The sequence below is a fragment of the Nocardia sp. IFM 10818 genome, assembly GCF_054655275.1.
In genome coordinates this window covers 8,023,162-8,039,369 of the sequence record NZ_BAAHJH010000001.1, presented here as the reverse complement: position 1 = coordinate 8,039,369, position 16,208 = coordinate 8,023,162, and the positions used below count along the sequence as shown (strand labels likewise).

The window sequence follows — 16,208 nt, the reverse complement described above, 5'->3', positions numbered from 1 at the left end:
GCGCTACCCCTCGCTTCGGCGGAACTGTGATTCGGTGGTCAGCCTACTGAGCAATCGGGCGGTCGGTGCAGAATGATCGGCATGACCTCCTTCGGTGATCTGCTCGGACCGCAGCCGGTACTCCTGCCCGAAAACTCCGATGCGGAGGACGCGCTGCTGGAGAAACAAGATCCGGTGCAGGTCGCCGCCGCGCATCCGACGGCCTCGATCGCCTGGGCGTATCTGGCGGAGGCCGCGCTGGCGCGGGGCGAGGCCGCCGAGGGCGAGGTGAATCACGACATCATCGCCGCCTACGCGTTCGCCCGGACCGGCTACCACCGCGGGCTGGATCTGTTGCGCCGCAACGGCTGGAAGGGCTTCGGCCCGGTGCCGTGGTCGCACGAGCCGAACCAGGGTTTCCTGCGCAGCGTCGGCGCGCTGGCGAAGGCCGCGCGCGCCATCGGCGAGAACGACGAGTACGCGCGCTGCCTGGATCTGCTCGAGGACTGCGATCCGCGCGCGGCCGCCGAGCTCGGCCTGGACTGAGCCCGCCGACTTGACCAGTGGCCTAACCGAAACCTTCGACGCCGCGAAGGAGTCCACCGCGGCGCGGCTGCGCAATGCTGCCAAACGCGTGCGCACCTCCCTGCTGCCGATCGTGCAGTGCGCGATCGGCGCGGGCCTGGCCTGGTTCATCGCCCACAATGTGATCGGCCATCCGCAGCCGTTCTTCGCGCCCATGGCCGCCATGATCTCCATCGGCGTGTCCTATGGTGCGCGGCTGCGCCGGGCGGTGGAGCTGATCGTCGGCGTGGCGGTCGGCATCGGCATCGGCGACCTGTTCGTCTCCCAGTTCGGCACCGGCGTATGGCAGATCGGCCTGCTGGTGCTGGTCGCCATGAGCACCGCGGTGTTCATGGACGGCGGCCCGGTCATCACCATGCAGGCGGCCAGTTCCGCGGTGCTGGTGGCGACGCTCATCCCGCCGCACACCGCCGGGTCCGGGCTGCGCATGATCGACGCCCTGGTCGGCGGCCTGGTCGGCATCGTGGTGGTGGCGGCCATCCCGCTGCATCCGGTGCGCCGCGCCCGGCAGCAGGAAGGCGACATTCTCTCGGTCGTGAGCAAGTCCCTGGCCGAATGCGCCGACGGCCTGCTCGAACACGATGCCGCCAAGATCAAGGCGGCCCTGGACGCGGCGCGCAAGACCCAGGCGCCCATCGACGCGCTGCGCAACACCCTCGAGGGCGGCGCGGAGATCAGCCGGATCTCCCCGATGTACTGGAATTCCCGTAAACGCCTGGAGACGCTGCGCGCCACCGCGGACCCGGTCGACAATGCCGTCCGCAATACCCGCGTGCTGCTGCGCCGCGCGCTGAGCGCCGTGCAGGACGACGAGATTCTCGACCCGCGCCTCATCGAGGAGGTGCGCAAGCTCGCCCAGGCCGTGGACGTGGTGCGCAGTTACGTGCTCGCCGATCCGGGCGAGCAGCCCGATGCCGCCGAGGCCACCCGCGTGCTGCGTTCGGTCGGCAAGGGCGCCACCAAGGATCTGGTCAAGGGCGCGGGCATCTCCGCGCACGTGGTGTTCGCGCAGATTCGTTCCATCGTGGTGGATCTCATGCAGGTATGCGGTATGCGCCGGCTGTCGGCGATGGCCCTGCTGCCGCCCACCGTCCCGAACCCCTACGTGACGCCGGTCGAGTGATCCGCGCGCGCTGATGTTGATCTTCGAGTAGTCGTCTACTCGGGTGTACGCGCTTGTGCGCCTATAACGTTCGAATCAAAGCCGGGCCCGGAGGGGTGGTCCGGCTTTTGCCCTGTCCGGAGGGTCCGCTCAGAGCCAGAACCGGGTCAGCGATCCGCCGTAGCCAGGCCACCGCGACGGCACGCCCGACAGGTCGAACAGGGCGTGAATCGCGTTGAAGAACAACTGATTCAGCTCCGGCACGAACAGCAGCGCCACCAGCAGCAGAATCCCGTACGGCTTGATCTGATCCAGCGACCGTCGCGTCTGATAGCTCAGCGACGGCTCCAGGATCCCGTAGCCGTCGGTGCCCGGAATCGGGATCAGATTCAGGATGGTCGCCGTGATCTGCAGGAAGGCAAGGAAACTCAGCCCGAACCAGAACGCGGCATGGGACTCGTCACTGCCGAACAGCTGCACGATGACCAGCAGCACGATGGCGCACACCGCGTTCACCGCCGGTCCCGCACCGCTGAGAATCCGCTGCGTGCGGGGGCTGAAATTGTGCGAGTGCACGTACACCGCCCCGCCGGGCAGGCCGAACCCGCCGAGCGCGATGAAGACCACCGGCAGCACGATCGACAGCAGCGGATGGCTGTACTTGAGCGGGTTCAAGGAGAGGTACCCGCGCATCTCCACCTCACGGTCCCCGGCCCGCCACGCCACGTACGCGTGCGCGAACTCGTGCAGGCAGACCGACAGGATCCAGCCCGCCACCACCATGACGAAGACGCCGAATTGCGCCCAGCGCGAGAACAAGTCGGCATTCCAGGCGAGCGCGCCGCCCGCGACCGTGATCGCGACGACGAGCAGGAAGACGGGACTGGGCCGCACCGCACCGGCGCGGCCGATCGCGCGTGGAGAGTTCATCGGACTCCTCGAGTGGAACCCGGTCCGTCGAGCCGGGTGTACTCGCAGTATGTCAACGGACCAGCAGCCACGGCTCGTGGTGCCGGTAGAAGGTGGAGCGCGGCACGATCCGTTCGGTGGTGATGCCGTCGCGGGTCACCACGCCGCCGCTGGTGCCGAGCTGCATGGCGCGGCCCTCGATCCAGCGCTTCTTGCGCAGGCCGCGCTGCACGGTGGCGTGCAGGCCGGGCATCTCCAGCATGGGTGAGACGTGCAGGGCCGCGACCTTCCCGGTGAACAACCGCGTGTCGTCGACGTAGGCCTCGCCCTCGAGCTTCTCCCCGCGCGGGCCGACAATGGTGGCGCGGCCGATGAGCACCTTGCCGGTGTCATCGCGGATCAGGGGGGTTTCCATGGCCCTGCCCTCGAGCGCGCGCTTGGCGGCGGCATTGCCGGTGCCGGTCTGGTAGGCGCGCGAGCCGTAGGTGCGGTCCACCGGCACGAAGCCGATCTCCACGCCGAGCCGTTCGGTGCGCATGAGATGGGTGAGCACCGCGGCCAGTCCGGCGTCCTCGCCGAGCACGATCAATCGGGGCAGGCTGTCGGCGGCCATGACGGGCAGCAGCTCGTCCAGATCGTCGGTGTCGGGGATCGCCGAAGTCTGCGTGAGCGGGAGGGAGGCCAGGGCGATCGGTACCGGCGCGCCGTCGCAGCGGAGAACATGGGTACTCAACTGCCGAACACCCTCCTCTGGGCCAACTTCATCGCCTCGCTGCGCTCCGTGCCGGACCCCCTTGCCGGTCCGTCTCCCCGTGTCACCATAGCCCCGTTGGATTTGCCGCGCCCTGCGCGCGACCCATCCGTTACGTCGCGTTCGTCCGGTGCCGGGCCGTAAACCAGGAGGTATTCGGGCATCTATTAGACTGTGCCTCCGGCCACCGCCTTCTGACGGCGGGTAGCTGCAGCATCACCGATGTTGCGCGTCGAACCCGTAGGAGACTCCAAGATGCCGGCAATCGTGCTGATCGGCGCCCAGTGGGGCGACGAGGGCAAAGGCAAAGCAACCGATCTGCTCGGTGACCGGGTCCAGTGGGTAGTTCGCTACCAGGGCGGCAACAACGCGGGTCACACCGTGGTGCTGCCGAACGGTGAGAGCTTCGCCCTGCACCTGATCCCCTCCGGCATCCTCACCCCCGATGTGACCAACGTCATCGGCAATGGCGTGGTGGTCGATCCGGGCGTGCTGCTGGCCGAGCTCGCCGGCCTGGAGGAGCGCGGCGTGGACACCACCCGCCTGCTGCTCTCGGCCGATGCGCACCTGATCATGCCGTACCACGTGGCCATCGATAAGGTCACCGAGCGATTCCTCGGCAACAAGAAGATCGGCACCACCGGCCGCGGTATCGGCCCCTGCTACCAGGACAAGGTCGCCCGCGTCGGCGTGCGCGTGGCCGATGTGCTGGACGAGAAGATCCTCACCCAGAAGGTCGAGGCCGCCCTGGAATTCAAGAACCAGGTGCTGGTGAAGATCTACAACCGCCGCGCCCTGGACCCGGCGCAGGTCGTCGACGAGGTGCTCACCAAGGCCGAGGGCTTCAAGCACCGCATCTCCGACACCCGCCTGCTGCTCAACCAGGCCCTGGAAGCGGGCGAGACCGTCCTGCTGGAGGGTTCGCAGGGCACCCTGCTGGATGTCGACCACGGCACCTACCCGTACGTGACCTCCTCCAACCCGACCTCCGGCGGCGCGGCCGTGGGCGCCGGCGTCGGCCCCAACAAGATCACCACGGTGCTGGGCATCCTCAAGGCCTACACCACCCGCGTCGGCTCCGGCCCGTTCCCGACCGAACTCTTCGACGAGTCCGGCGCCTACCTGGCCAAGACCGGCGGCGAGGTCGGCGTCACCACCGGCCGCGCCCGCCGCACCGGCTGGTTCGACGCCGTGATCGCCCGCTACGCCACCCGCGTCAACGGCATCACCGACTACTTCCTCACCAAGCTGGACGTCCTGTCCAGCCTGGATACCGTCCCGATCTGCGTCGCCTACGAGATCGACGGCGAACGCGTCGAGCAGATGCCCACCACCCAGACCGATTTCCACCATGCCAAGCCGATCTACGAGGAGATGCCCGGCTGGTGGGAGGACATCTCCGGCGCCCGCACCTTCGAGGAACTGCCCGCCAATGCCCAGGCCTACGTGAAGCGCCTCGAGGAACTATCCGGCGCCCGCGTCTCCTGCATCGGCGTCGGCCCCGGCCGCGACCAGACCATCGTCCGCCACGACATCCTGAGCTGAGCCCCCGAAGCCGCTCGCGCACAAGGGATGGTGATCTGAAACGACGCCGACCGGGAACTGGTGGCGGTGGCTTCTCGCACGATGCCGCCACCAGGTCCCGGTGATCGCTCGACCAGCACGCGCGGGGTCTTCGGGTGAAGCTCGAGTTCGGGGTTGACCTCGACGCTGCCATCAGCGGCCTGCGGATCCGCCTCGAGCGCGATTCGTGGATCCTGCTGCAGGCATTGGATCCGCAGGCCGTGCCGCAGCGGATACGCGAGAAGAATGCCGAACTCGGCGACCCGGAGACGACACGCTTGATGCTGGCCTGCGATCGAGCGGTCGACTGGGATCCCCGCGATCCGCGCCTGGATCGGCTCATCGACGACCTGGACGCCTGGGAGATCGCACGCGCACGAAACGGCGGCGGGCCGGGAGCACAGCCGCTGGTCACGTCCACTATCGCCGAGGCGTCGCCGGTGTGGCAGCGCATCGTGGCCGCGCTCGCCCACCGCGCCGAACGCCGCCGGAGCGCCGGGCGGGCCGGCTAATAGGTGATGAGCGGCGCCAGCGGGTCCGCGGCGTGCGGGCTCAGCGAGGAGTAGGCCGCGGCCAGGGATTTGATGCCGAGGCGGATGTCGGACTCCTCGTGGGTGAACGGGATGCGGATGAAGCGTTCGAAGGCGCCCTGGACGCCGAAACGCGGTCCGGCGGCGAGGATTACGCCGTGGTTGGGGGCGGTGGCGGCCAGGGCGGTGGAGACCGGGGTGGGGAGTTGGGCCCACAGGGACATGCCGCCTTCGCCGGGGGTGACGCGCCAGTCGGGCAGGTCCTCGGCCAGGGCGTCGAGCAGGGTGGCGCGGCGGGAGCGGAGCTGTTCCCTGCGGACGGTGAGGATTTCGTCGGCGTGCTGGAGCAGGTGGACGGTGGCCAGCTGGTCCATGACGGGGGTGCCGAGGTCCATGGTGGAGCGGGTGCCCAGGAGTTTGGTGATCAGGGCCTGGTTGGCGCGGACCCAGCCGACGCGCAGGCCGCCCCAGAAGGATTTCGACGCGGAGCCGATCGTTACGATCTCCGAGTTGCGAGCGAATGCCGCTGCGGGCGGCGGGATTTCGCCGTCGCTGAGGTGCAGGTCGACCATGGATTCGTCGACGATGACGGTCATGCGGGTCTCGCGGGCGGTGGCGGCCAGAGCGGCGCGGCCTTCGGCGTCCATGAGCAGGCCCGTCGGATTGTTGTAATCCGGCACGAGATAGGCGACGCTGGCCGCGGTTTGCCGTGCGGCGCTGCGGATTCCGTCCAGATCCCAGCCGTCCGGACGCAAGGGGACCGGCACCGGGCGGGCGCCCACATCGCGAATGGCCTCGATGGCATTGGGATAGCTCGGATGATCGATGAGCACCCGCTCGGCGGGCGTGGTGAGCACATTGAGCAGCAGCCGGAGACCGTGCTGGGCGCCGAGGGTGACCAGGATCTGGTCCGGATCGGTGGGCAGCCCGCGTTCGGTGTAGCGCCGGGCCAGCGCCTCGCGCAGCATGAGCATGCCGACCGGATCCATGCCGTGCGTGCCCAGGTAGGTCGGAAGTCCTTGCAGCGCCGCGGCATACGCGTCGGTCATCTGCGCGGGCGCGGACATGGCGGCGTAGGTCATATCGATGGTGTGCACCTCCGGCTGCGCCATCATGGCGAGCAGGCTGCGGGCCGGTTTGGTGCCGTCGTGCACGACCGTGGGCGGCAGCGCGACCGTACTGCGCGAGCCCTGCCGGCTGATGAGGTAACCGTGTTCGCGCAGCAGCGAATACGCCGAGGTGACGGTGGTGCGGCTGACATTCAGGCTGGTGGCCAGATCGCGTTCGCTCGGCAGTGCCACGCCCAGTGGCGCGCGCCCGTCGTGGATGAGCAGCCGGATGCTCTCCGCCAAGGCCACATACGCGGGCCGGGTGGACCGCTTGGCATTGTCGCCGGCGGGTGCGCCGGGCTCTTCCTGCCGCCACCGTCCCAGGTCGCGCGTGAGACTGGCCGCGCCGATAACTCGTGTCGCCATAAAGGCCAGTATCAGGGTACTGGATATTTTCTTCAAGTCCAGCGGCAGGCCACTATGGATTCATGATCGCTCTGCTCGCCTCCCTGCTGATTGTCGCCGTGTTCGCCGGTCTCGTGTACCGGTTCGCACCCACGCCCGGCGAGCGCTGGGGCGCGATGCTCGAGCGCTACCGCCCGCATGCTCCCATGTCGGACTGGTCGGTCGGCGACTATGACTATGCCCGTCAGCACGCCGACCTGGCCGCCATCCACGCCCGGCACGAACTGGACGTCACCCTCAACCCCGCGCATCGGGTGCGCACCCGCAGATCCGCGCTCGCGGATCTCGCGGATATCCCGTGCCGTCAGGAGACAGTCCAGTTCTGAGAAACTGGCCTGAAAATAAGGTTCTGTCGGTATCCCGGTGCACACTGGCCCTATGTCCGACCGTGACCGCCCGCTCGCCTCGGCGGCGCTCTTCGACACCGCGATCGGCGCCTGCGCCATCGCCTGGAGCGCCGCCGGGGTGCTGCGCTTCGCCCTCCCCGAACCAGATCCGGACGCGACCCGCTCCTACATCCTGCGCCGCCACCGCCTGGTGACCCTCCGCGAAGCCGACCCCTCCCCCGAAATCGCCGCAGCCATCACGAGAATCCGCGCCCACCTGGAGGGCGACCTGGACGACCTGCACTGGATTCCCTTGGACACCAAGGCCCTCAACGATTTCGACCGCGCCGTCTACGAGGTCACCCGCGCCATCCCGCCCGGCCACACCCTCAACTACGGCGCCGTGGCCAACCGCATAGGCGCCCCCGGCGGAGCCCAAGCGGTCGGCCAATCCCTGGGCCGCAACCCGATCCCCCTGATCATCCCCTGCCACCGTGTCCTGGCCGCCGACCACGCCCTGCACGGCTTCTCCGCCCCCGGCGGCATCACCACCAAACAGCGCCTCCTGGAAATCGAACGCACCCCCGGTTTCGGCGAACCCACCCTCTTCTAACCCGCGCTCCCGCACCCTTCGGCCCTGTCCGAAAGGAGATGCGCACCCCGCAGCCCGCCCGGCACACTCCACAGCGACGACCGCCGGACCTGGGAGGGGTGGGCCCGGCGGTCGCCGTTCGGGACTAGAGCGCGCCGCCGAGGAAAGCGCCCGCCGCGCCACCGGCGATGCCGCCGACGACACCACCGACGGCTGCGGCCGGGATGCCCGCGATCGCGGCGCCAGCGGCGGCGCCGACGCCGAGGCCGATCAGTGCGCCGGCTCCAGCACCTGCTGCACCCAGCGGAAGTGCGGCGACCACGGCTGAGCCGAGTGCGATGGCCGCACCGAGGCCGCCGGTGGGCACGGCAGTGGCGGCGGCCGCGATGCCGCCGGCGGCGGCGCTCGTCGCGATACCGACGCCCAGGCCGATTCCCGCGCCGATGGGAGCTCCGACGATCGCGCCGGCCACGCCGCCGAGGGCCGCGGCCGGGATACCGGCCAGCGCGGCGCCGGCGACCGCACCGGCGGCAGCGCCGGCAATGGTGCCCGCGGCGATCTTGTCGGAGCGGCTCGGGTTGATGCCCACGGAGTTGAGTGTGGTGGCCAGGGCCGCTTCACCATTGGCGGCAGTGGTGTTCACGCCGTCGAGGACGTTGTTCGGGACGTCGTCCGGGACCGGGGAGGTGAAGTTGCCCAGGCGCAGCGTGCGCGGCGGGGGAGCGATCGGGGCGACCGGCTGGACCGCCACGGGGGCGTGCAGGGCCTGGATGTCGACCGGCGGGGCCGGTTCCGCATTCGGAATCGGACGGTAGTTGGCGGGCACCGGGTAGTCCGCCTGCGGGCGGGGCGGGGTGGTCACGCCGGGCTGCTGGGGGCCGGGCCGGGACGGGCGGTCGGCGGCGGGGGCCGTGACGCCGGGCTGATGCGGGTTGTCGGTGAGGAGGGGCTGCTGGCCGATCCAGCGTTCGCCGGTGGCCGGCCGCTCGGCGGGCTGGGGAGCCGCGGCGTCGCCGGTGCCGGTCCGAGGGCCGGTGGGCGGGGTGGCGGTGTTGGGTGCGCCCGGGGTCGGCTGGGCCGCGCTGGACGGGGCCGCGGATTGCGGGTTGCTGGTGTTGGCGCAGGCCACGGCGAGGGCCAGCGGGATTGCGCCAACGAAGAGTGCGCGGCGGGCCGCGCCGGTCTTCAATTCTCGATGCCGACTCACGCCGAATACACCACCCTCATCAGGTTGGATCAGATGGGAACTGCCCCCGCGGCCTGCGATTCGGCCGCCTCGGCGGGGATGTTAGCTGATGAGAAACTGGCGGTTCCAGTCGCGACCGGTCGGAACTGTGGATTGACGTTGACGAGCGAGATAAGTGACACAATCGCTGGTCAAATGGGATTCTTTGAGGTTCGGCCCGTCAGGGTTCGGATTTGCCGGGAGTTGACCCGCCGCGCATGAGTTCGGCCAGGGCCTCGCGGTCGGTGACGTCGAGTTTGATGCAGGCCCGGTAGAGGTGGCCCTCGACGGTGCGGACGGAGACGGTCAGGCGGTCGGCGATCTGGCGGTTGGACAGGCCCGCGGCGACCAGATTGGCGATTTCGCGTTCGCGGGCGGTGAGGGGGAGGGGCTGGGCGGATTGGCGCAGCGCGGGCGTGGAGGCGCCGCCGCAGGCGGCGGCCAGGCGGTTGGCGGTGGCGGCGGATTCCAGCAGGCGGCGGCGGTCACCGGCGCGCTCGTGCGCGGAGGCGGCCTGGGCGGCGGAGTCGGCGGCGGAGAGCAGGACGCCGATGGATTCGAATTCGGCTGCGGCGGCGTCCAATCCGGGTCCGTCGTGGGCGGCTACGGCCACCGCGTGCCGGGCCTGGACCTGGACCAGGCGGCCGTCGACGCGGGCGGCCAGATCGGCGAGGCGGCCCGCGACGCTGTGATCGCCGAAGCGGGCGGCGGTGTGCAGGGCCATGGCCTCGATGGCGTGCTGGTGCGAGCGCGCCGCGGCGTCGGCGGCGCCCAGGGCCAGGCGGATGGCAGGGGTGGCGGTACCCTCGGCGGCCGCCTGCCAGGCCTTGGCGATCTCCAGCTGCGGTTCGTAGACGGCGCTGTGCCGCCCGCCGCGCTCCACCGCGGCGGCAATGGATTCGGCGGCCTCGGCGGCCCGCCCCAGCGCCGAATACGCTTCGGCCAGACGGAGTCTCGCGGGGAACATCCAGGCGGCCGCGCCCTCGGTGGTGAGCGCGGCCAGCGCCTGTTCCAGATTGTCGATGGCCACCGGGAAATTGCCCTGGGCGACGTCGACGGTGCCCTGCAGGATCTTCGACATGCCCCAGGCGAGGTACTGCCCGGGCGCGGAATACGCGTAAGGGCTACTGGCACAACGCTGTGCGGCCTGCAGATCACCGGTGAAGGTGAGTGCCAGGACTTCCGCATGAGTGGACATGAACCGGTTGAGCCCGTCGATCTCGTGCTCGACCTGATGGCTGCGCGCCGCGTACTGCCGTGCCGCGTCGCCCTTACCCATGAGAGCCAGGGCGAGCCCGCCGCCGAAGGCCGCCCACCACACCGCCCACGGCGGCGCGCCCTCGGTATTCATGACGGGTTCGGCGAGGGCGAAGGCCTCGTCGAGTTTGTTCTCGTTGACCGCGCAGGCGGAGGCGAGCCCGTCCAGTATGGCGACGACCTTGGGATGCTTGGCGCGGCTGCGCACGGAGTGCAGCACCTCGTCGGCGCGATCGGCATCGCCCATGGACCACAATAGATTCGCGACCCGGGTGCCGCCCCAGCGCGCCAGCTGCGCCTGATTCAGCCGGTCCGGATCGAACCCGGCGAGCGTCCGCTCGGCCTCGATGCGATGCCCCTGCCACAGCAGCGCCCGCGCCAGCAGATCCGCCGACTCGACACCGCCCCGGCGCTCCACGGCCGCCCGCGCGAACCGTTCGCCCAGTGGCAGATTCGCCAACCCGATGGCATCGGCCGCGGCCGCCTCGAACAGCTCCAGATCCGCGGATTTATCGCTGTCCAAAGCCAATTCGGCCAATCGGATGCGATCCGAGGACGAGTTGATCGGCCGTTCCTTCAACGAGGAGTACAGCCGTCCGCGCAGTCGCCGTGCCGACGCGATCCCCAGCCGCCGCCGGATCACCTCGCCGAACAGCGGATGGTTGTATCGCACCAGCAGCTGGTGACTGTTCTCCACAATCCGTATGAGACTGCGTGATTCGGCGGTTTCCACGGCCTCTTCACCGGCCAGTTCGGCCAGCACGTCCAGATCGATGGGCTCGCAGAAGGTGAGCAGCTCCAGCACCCGCAGCACCGGTTCGGGCAGCTGCTCCACCCGATCCTCCAGCAGCGCAGCCAATTCCGAGGTGACCGCGGCCCGGCCGCGCAATTGCCACACACCCTTGACCTGCCGCAGCGTCCCGGCTTCCAGCGCTCCTTCCACCAGGTGCCGCAGGAAAAGCGCGTTCCCCCCGGAGGATTCCCACATGAGGTTGGCGGTGAAGCCCTCCAACTGCCCGCCCAGCATGGACTCCACCAGCTCGACGCTCTGCCGCTGGGTGAACGGCGACAGGTCGATCCGCAGCAGATGCCCGTCCTTCCACAGCGAGGTCACCGCATCCGGCACCGGCACCCCGCTGCGCACGGTGCACACGATGTGCGCCGCCTTGTCGATGGCCAGCTGCAGCAGCAGGGTCGCCGACAGCTGATCGAGCAGATGCGCGTCGTCGACGCCGATAATGGTGTGCCCGTCCGCCAGCAGCGCCTCGCGCGCCGCGGCCATGAAGGTCACCGGGTCGTGGGCGGTGTACACCCCCACCATGTGCGCGAACACCCCCAGCGGGATGCTGCGGGCGGATTCGGTGCCCGCCACCCAGCGGATATTCCCGCCCACACCGGCCGTGGCCAGTCGTGCCAGCGTCGTTTTGCCTACCCCCGCGTCACCGGTGAGAACAGCGCCGACGAAGTCGTCCCCCTGCAGCGCCGACCGGATGAGATCGAGTTCGCTCTCGCGTTCGACCATCGGCCAATTCCGAGCCATGTGTCAACTGTAGTTCCAGGACCGTTAGTGAGCAGCGTGAACGAAAGTCCCACAAACCTGGGTCTTATTCGTTGACCAGCCGCAATCCGGGGCTGCGCGCCTGCCGGCGGTCCACCAGCCACACCATGATGCTCTGGTCGGCGGCCGGATCGAGGGTCTCGACCTCCACCTCGACCGTCCCGCGCACCGGATGATCGATGTGCAGGACCACCGAGCGGGTGAGCGTCACGCGGTGCTCGCGCCAGCGGCATTCGAACTCGGGGAACCGCTGCAGCTGCCGGATGCGCGCGTCCAGGCCCTGGTCGTCGGAGAACCGGGCATAGGAGGCGCGCAGGGCGGAGGTGATCAGGTCGGCGGCCTCGGCCCAGTTGGTGAACCGGCGGATCGCCTCCGGATGCGCGAACAGGTAGAGCGCGAAGTTGCCGTGCACCGCCTCGTCGAACATGCCGAGCGGTTCGGCGAAGTCCCGCCAGGACGGATTCCAGGCCAGCATGTCCATGCCCCGCCCGAGCAGGTAGGCCGGGGTGGGGTGCAGGGCGTCGATGACCGCCTGCATGGTCTCGCTGACCTGTTCGCGGGCCTGCCCGGCGGAGGGGCAGTTGTTGCGCTGTTCCATGTGGATGGCCAGTGTGCCGAGGTGATGCCGCTCGACCTCGTTGAGCCGCAACGCATCCGCGAGCGCGCCCAGGACCGCGGTGGAGGGATTGGTATCCCGGCCCTGCTCCAGGCGGGCCAGATAGTCGGCGCTCACCCCGGCCAGCGCGGCGACCTCCTCGCGGCGCAGTCCGGGCGTCCGGCGCCGCCGCCCCGCGGGCAGCCCGACGTCCTCGGGTTGCAGCTGGGCGCGCCGGGCAATCAGGAACTCGGCGAATTCGGATCTGGACACCCCACCATGGTGCCCGATCCCAGCTCCGTTATCCCCGCCCTGTCAGGTCCAGGATCAAGACGGTGTGGCTAACCGGACCAGGGTCCCCTTGAATTGTCGGCATGACGACTTCCGAACAGACCGTGATCGCCCCCGGCTCCTGGACACTGGACGCCAACCACTCCTCGGTCAACTTCACCGTCCGCCACCTGGGCATTTCCAAGGTTCGCGGCCGTTTCAACAACTTCGAGACCAGCTTCGTCGCCGACGAGTCCGGCAAGGCCGCCATCGAGGCCACCATCGACCTGGACTCCTTCGACACCGGCAACGAGATGCGCGACAACCACGTCCGCTCGGCCGAGATCCTCGACACCGCCAAGCTCGACAAGCTGCACTTCCGCGTCGTCGAGCCGGTCGCCCTGGCCGCCGAATTCGAGGTCACCGGCGAGGTCACCCTCGGCGAGGTCACCAAGCCCATCACCCTCGATGTGGAGTGGGGCGGCGTCCAGGTCTTCCCCGGCGATCAGAAGCAGCACGCCGGCTTCACCGCCACCGGCACCTTCAAGCGCAGCGACTTCGATGTCGCGCCCGGCCTGCCCACCGCCATGCTCGGCGACAAGATCGCCATCGAGCTCGACATCCAGCTCGTGGAACCGACTGCCTGATAACGGATTACGAAGCTGCGGCGTCCGAAGGGACGCCGCCGCTCGGCATTTGCGAGCCGGGCGAACTCAGTCCGCCCAGACCTGCTCGATCGGGGTGCCCTCGGTCGGCGGCGGGGTGGGCGTCCCGGCCGGGGTGCGGGAGAACCGCGGGGCCGGGGCGTGCTGCACCACGCCGTCGATCTCGATGAGGCCGGTGCGCGCCTGGATGTGCGGATTCTGTTCCGCCTCGGTGAAAGTCAGCACCGGGGTGGTGCAGGCGTCGGTGTGCTCGAAGATGGCCCACCACTCGTCGCGGGTCCTGGTCTTGAACTTGTCGGCGAACAGCTTGCGCAGCTGGTCCTGGCCCGCCGGATCGATCTGGTGGGGGAGCCCCTCGGGATCGATCTCCAGACCCTTCAGCAGTTCGGCGTAGAACTGCGGCTCGATGCAGCCGACCGCCATGTACTTGCCGTCGGCGGTCTCATAGGTGTCGTAGAAGGCCATGCCGGTGTCGAGCAGGTTGGTGCCGCGCTCATCGGACCACAGGCCCATGCCCTTCATGCCCCAGATCATGTGCGAGAGGGCCAGCGCCCCATCGATCATGGCGGCGTCGATGACCTGGCCCTTGCCGGAGGACTGCCGCTCGACCAGGGCGGCCAGAATGCCGAAGACCAGGAACATGGAGCCGCCGCCGAAATCGCCGACCATGTTCAGCGGCGGCACGGGCCGTTCGCCCTTGCGGCCGATGGCATTCAGCACGCCGGTGAGGGAGATGTAGTTGATGTCGTGCCCGGCGCGGTCGGCGAGCGGGCCGTACTGGCCCCAGCCGGTCATGCGGCCGTAGATCAGCCGCGGATTGCGTTCCAGCGCGGTCTCGGGACCCAGGCCCATGCGCTCGGTGACGCCGGGGCGGAAGCCCTCGAGCAGCACATCGGCCTTCTCGATCAGGCCCAGGACCTTCTCGATGTCCGCCGGATCCTTGAGGTTCGCCTCGACAATGGTGCGCCCGCGCCACTGCGGCCGTTCCATGAAGCCGGGCAGCTGATTCGGCCGCTGCACCCGCACCACGTCCGCGCCGAGATCGGCGAGCAGCAGCGCCGCATGCGGACCCGGTCCGATTCCGGCCAGTTCAACAACCCGGACGCCCGCGAGCGGGCCCTGTTTGGTGGCGGTGGATGGAGTGCTCACGCCCTACCTCGGTTCATCGTCGATCCTGTGACCGGCAGCACGCGCCGGTGTTGACATTGTGACAATAGGGCGCGCGCGGGCGCGCGGCCACCCTGCCGCTCCGGACCGGCCTCGGGGTGGCGTCGGGGTGAATTGCGGGTGGCCATGCGCCCGGCGGGCGACGCGTGTCGGCCCCCGGTGAGTGAGAATGCGAGAGCAGCTACCAGCGGAAGGCATCGAAGTGAGCGCATGGGGTGAGGTCCTGGTCGGCCTCGCGATCCTGGTCGGGCTGATCGGCATCGTGGTGCCCATCCTGCCCGGCGTGATCCTGATCTTCGCCGCGATCCTGGTCTGGGCGATCCTGACCGGCGGCACCACCGCCTGGGCGATATTCGCCCTCTGCACAACGCTTCTCGTGATCAGCGGCGTCATCAAGTACACCTGGCCGGGCGCGAAACTGCGCGAGGCCGGGGTCGCCAATCGCTCGCTGTTCCTGGGCGCGGTGCTCGGCATCATCGGGTTCTTCGTCGTCCCGATCGTCGGCCTGTTCCTGGGATTCGTACTGGGCGTTTATCTTTCGGAATTCCAGCGGCTGCGCGTCCAGCAGCCGGCCTGGGAGTCCACCAAGCACGCCTTGAAGGGCGTCGGCCTGTCGATGCTCATCGAACTGCTCGGCGCCCTCATCGCCACCGCCGTGTGGGCGTCCGGCGCGGTGGTCGTCTAGTTCTCGATGATCGGCAGCGGAATCGTATCCGGCAGCGGCGGAGGCGGTTTCGGCAGTTCCGAGCGGTGCAGCCGCAGCGTCGGCGAGTCCGCGGCGAACAGCGGCCGGGTCGGCGCCGGATCCTCGAAGGGCCGTTCCTTGGCGGGCAGCCGGTAGAACGCCCGCGCATTGTCCTCCAGGACCTTGTGCAGATCCGTGCCGACGGCGTCGGCGATGATCTCGATATCGGTATCGCGGAACGGCCGCCCGGCGCGGGTGCCGGGCAGATCGGAGCCGAACATGAGCGCCTCCGGATTCACCGCGTGAATCTTGCGCAGCGCCTGCCCCACATTCATCGACACCCGCCCGAAGCCGGAGGCCTTCACCTTGGAGCCGCGGTCCACCAGGTTCAGCAGGTATGGCAGGCAGTCGTCGCTCATGCCCATGTGATCGATGGCCAGGGTGGGCAGTTTGGAGATGACCGGCTCCAGCGAGCCGAGCATGGACCCGTCGATATAGAGCTCCACATGCCAGCCGACCAGGTCGTAGGCGCGCAACGCGAGCATGGTGAGCCCGACGATGTCGAGGGCCGCGCGCTTGAGGTTGAACCGGACCGCGCGCACGCCCGCCCGGTCCAGTTCGATGATCTCCGCGTCGGAGGCGTCCACGTGCAGGTTGGTGACGCCCACCCAGCCCTCGCCCAGTTCGGCGAGGGCCGCGCGCAGATAGCTCTGATCGGTGCCCTGGAAGGACCCGCTGACCACGGCCCCGCCGTCGATATCGAACCGCGCCATGCGCGCGCGATAGTCGCCGATGGTGTACGGGTCGGGCAGGTAGCCTTCGTTTTCGATCAGCGGGAACCGCGGATCGATGATATGGACATGGGCATCGAACACGTGATCAGCATGCCTCAGAACGGTGACAAGTGCCGAAGCCCTTGTCCACCTGGCTTATTG

16 protein-coding genes are annotated in these 16,208 nt (G+C 69.1%); 8 read left to right on the top strand and 8 right to left on the bottom strand.

The genetic code is table 11. The annotated features are described in order from the left end of the window. The first annotated feature begins 81 nt into the window (after positions 1-81). Together ACYQ5L_RS37250 and ACYQ5L_RS37245 are read left to right on the top strand one after the other, a co-directional pair. A complete protein-coding gene (locus ACYQ5L_RS37250; RefSeq protein ID WP_379197071.1) occupies positions 82-525 on the top strand; it encodes a DUF3151 domain-containing protein in 444 nt (147 codons plus the stop codon). A gap of 10 nt (positions 526-535) precedes the next feature. Continuing rightward, a complete protein-coding gene (locus ACYQ5L_RS37245; protein WP_459962920.1) occupies positions 536-1,687 on the top strand; it encodes an FUSC family protein in 1,152 nt (383 codons plus the stop codon). Between the two features lie 129 nt (positions 1,688-1,816). Here the strand turns inward: ACYQ5L_RS37245 and ACYQ5L_RS37240 are convergent, their stop codons facing one another. Both ACYQ5L_RS37240 and ACYQ5L_RS37235 read right to left on the bottom strand, forming a co-directional pair. Beyond that, positions 1,817-2,596, bottom strand: a complete 780-nt coding sequence (locus tag ACYQ5L_RS37240) for a site-2 protease family protein (RefSeq protein ID WP_459962919.1) — start codon at positions 2,594-2,596, stop codon at positions 1,817-1,819. Positions 2,597-2,648: 52 nt separating this feature from the next. Continuing rightward, the gene (locus tag ACYQ5L_RS37235) at positions 2,649-3,308 is read right to left on the bottom strand and encodes a hypothetical protein (RefSeq protein WP_459962918.1); all 660 of its coding nucleotides are present in this window, start codon (positions 3,306-3,308) and stop codon (positions 2,649-2,651) included. 273 nt (positions 3,309-3,581) lie between these two features. On the opposite strand from ACYQ5L_RS37235, the gene ACYQ5L_RS37230 reads away from it, so the two are divergent. Together ACYQ5L_RS37230 and ACYQ5L_RS37225 are read left to right on the top strand one after the other, a co-directional pair. Next, a complete protein-coding gene (locus tag ACYQ5L_RS37230; protein ID WP_459962917.1) occupies positions 3,582-4,871 on the top strand; it encodes an adenylosuccinate synthase in 1,290 nt (429 codons plus the stop codon). A 134-nt stretch (positions 4,872-5,005) separates the two neighbouring features. Then, on the top strand, positions 5,006-5,401 hold the full coding sequence (locus ACYQ5L_RS37225; RefSeq protein ID WP_459962915.1) for a hypothetical protein: 396 nt from the start codon (positions 5,006-5,008) through the stop codon (positions 5,399-5,401). Here the strand turns inward: ACYQ5L_RS37225 and yczR are convergent. Continuing rightward, entirely contained in the window at positions 5,398-6,894 is a 1,497-nt protein-coding gene (gene yczR / locus ACYQ5L_RS37220; RefSeq protein WP_379197064.1) for a MocR-like transcription factor YczR, read from the bottom strand. The genes ACYQ5L_RS37225 and yczR overlap by 4 nt on opposite strands. A gap of 62 nt (positions 6,895-6,956) precedes the next feature. Between yczR and ACYQ5L_RS37215 the strand changes: the two genes are divergently transcribed. Both ACYQ5L_RS37215 and ACYQ5L_RS37210 read left to right on the top strand, forming a co-directional pair. Continuing rightward, positions 6,957-7,259, top strand: a complete 303-nt coding sequence (locus ACYQ5L_RS37215) for a hypothetical protein (RefSeq protein WP_459962913.1) — start codon at positions 6,957-6,959, stop codon at positions 7,257-7,259. A gap of 52 nt (positions 7,260-7,311) precedes the next feature. Then, complete coding sequence (locus ACYQ5L_RS37210; protein ID WP_459962912.1) at positions 7,312-7,872, top strand: methylated-DNA--[protein]-cysteine S-methyltransferase; 561 nt, start codon at positions 7,312-7,314, stop codon at positions 7,870-7,872. 124 nt (positions 7,873-7,996) lie between these two features. On the opposite strand, the gene ACYQ5L_RS37205 is transcribed toward ACYQ5L_RS37210, so the two are convergent. The 3 genes from ACYQ5L_RS37205 to ACYQ5L_RS37195 form a co-directional block, all read right to left on the bottom strand. Next, on the bottom strand, positions 7,997-9,058 hold the full coding sequence (locus ACYQ5L_RS37205) for a hypothetical protein (RefSeq protein WP_459962911.1): 1,062 nt from the start codon (positions 9,056-9,058) through the stop codon (positions 7,997-7,999). A gap of 199 nt (positions 9,059-9,257) precedes the next feature. After that, positions 9,258-11,873, bottom strand: coding sequence for a helix-turn-helix transcriptional regulator (locus tag ACYQ5L_RS37200; protein WP_459962910.1), 2,616 nt, complete (start codon positions 11,871-11,873; stop codon positions 9,258-9,260). A gap of 64 nt (positions 11,874-11,937) precedes the next feature. Further along, the gene (locus ACYQ5L_RS37195) at positions 11,938-12,759 is read right to left on the bottom strand and encodes a helix-turn-helix transcriptional regulator (protein ID WP_459962909.1); all 822 of its coding nucleotides are present in this window, start codon (positions 12,757-12,759) and stop codon (positions 11,938-11,940) included. Between the two features lie 101 nt (positions 12,760-12,860). Between ACYQ5L_RS37195 and ACYQ5L_RS37190 the strand changes: the two genes are divergently transcribed. Then, a complete protein-coding gene (locus ACYQ5L_RS37190; protein WP_459962907.1) occupies positions 12,861-13,403 on the top strand; it encodes a YceI family protein in 543 nt (180 codons plus the stop codon). Between the two features lie 66 nt (positions 13,404-13,469). On the opposite strand, the gene ACYQ5L_RS37185 is transcribed toward ACYQ5L_RS37190, so the two are convergent. Further along, complete coding sequence (locus ACYQ5L_RS37185) at positions 13,470-14,570, bottom strand: CaiB/BaiF CoA transferase family protein (RefSeq protein ID WP_459962906.1); 1,101 nt, start codon at positions 14,568-14,570, stop codon at positions 13,470-13,472. Positions 14,571-14,790: 220 nt separating this feature from the next. Between ACYQ5L_RS37185 and ACYQ5L_RS37180 the strand changes: the two genes are divergently transcribed. Continuing rightward, complete coding sequence (locus ACYQ5L_RS37180; protein ID WP_459962905.1) at positions 14,791-15,273, top strand: DUF456 domain-containing protein; 483 nt, start codon at positions 14,791-14,793, stop codon at positions 15,271-15,273. On the opposite strand, the gene ACYQ5L_RS37175 is transcribed toward ACYQ5L_RS37180, so the two are convergent. Beyond that, positions 15,270-16,148 (bottom strand): amidohydrolase family protein, encoded by an 879-nt coding sequence (locus tag ACYQ5L_RS37175; RefSeq protein WP_459962904.1) that lies wholly within the window; start codon positions 16,146-16,148, stop codon positions 15,270-15,272. The genes ACYQ5L_RS37180 and ACYQ5L_RS37175 overlap by 4 nt on opposite strands. Positions 16,149-16,208 lie beyond the last annotated feature (60 nt).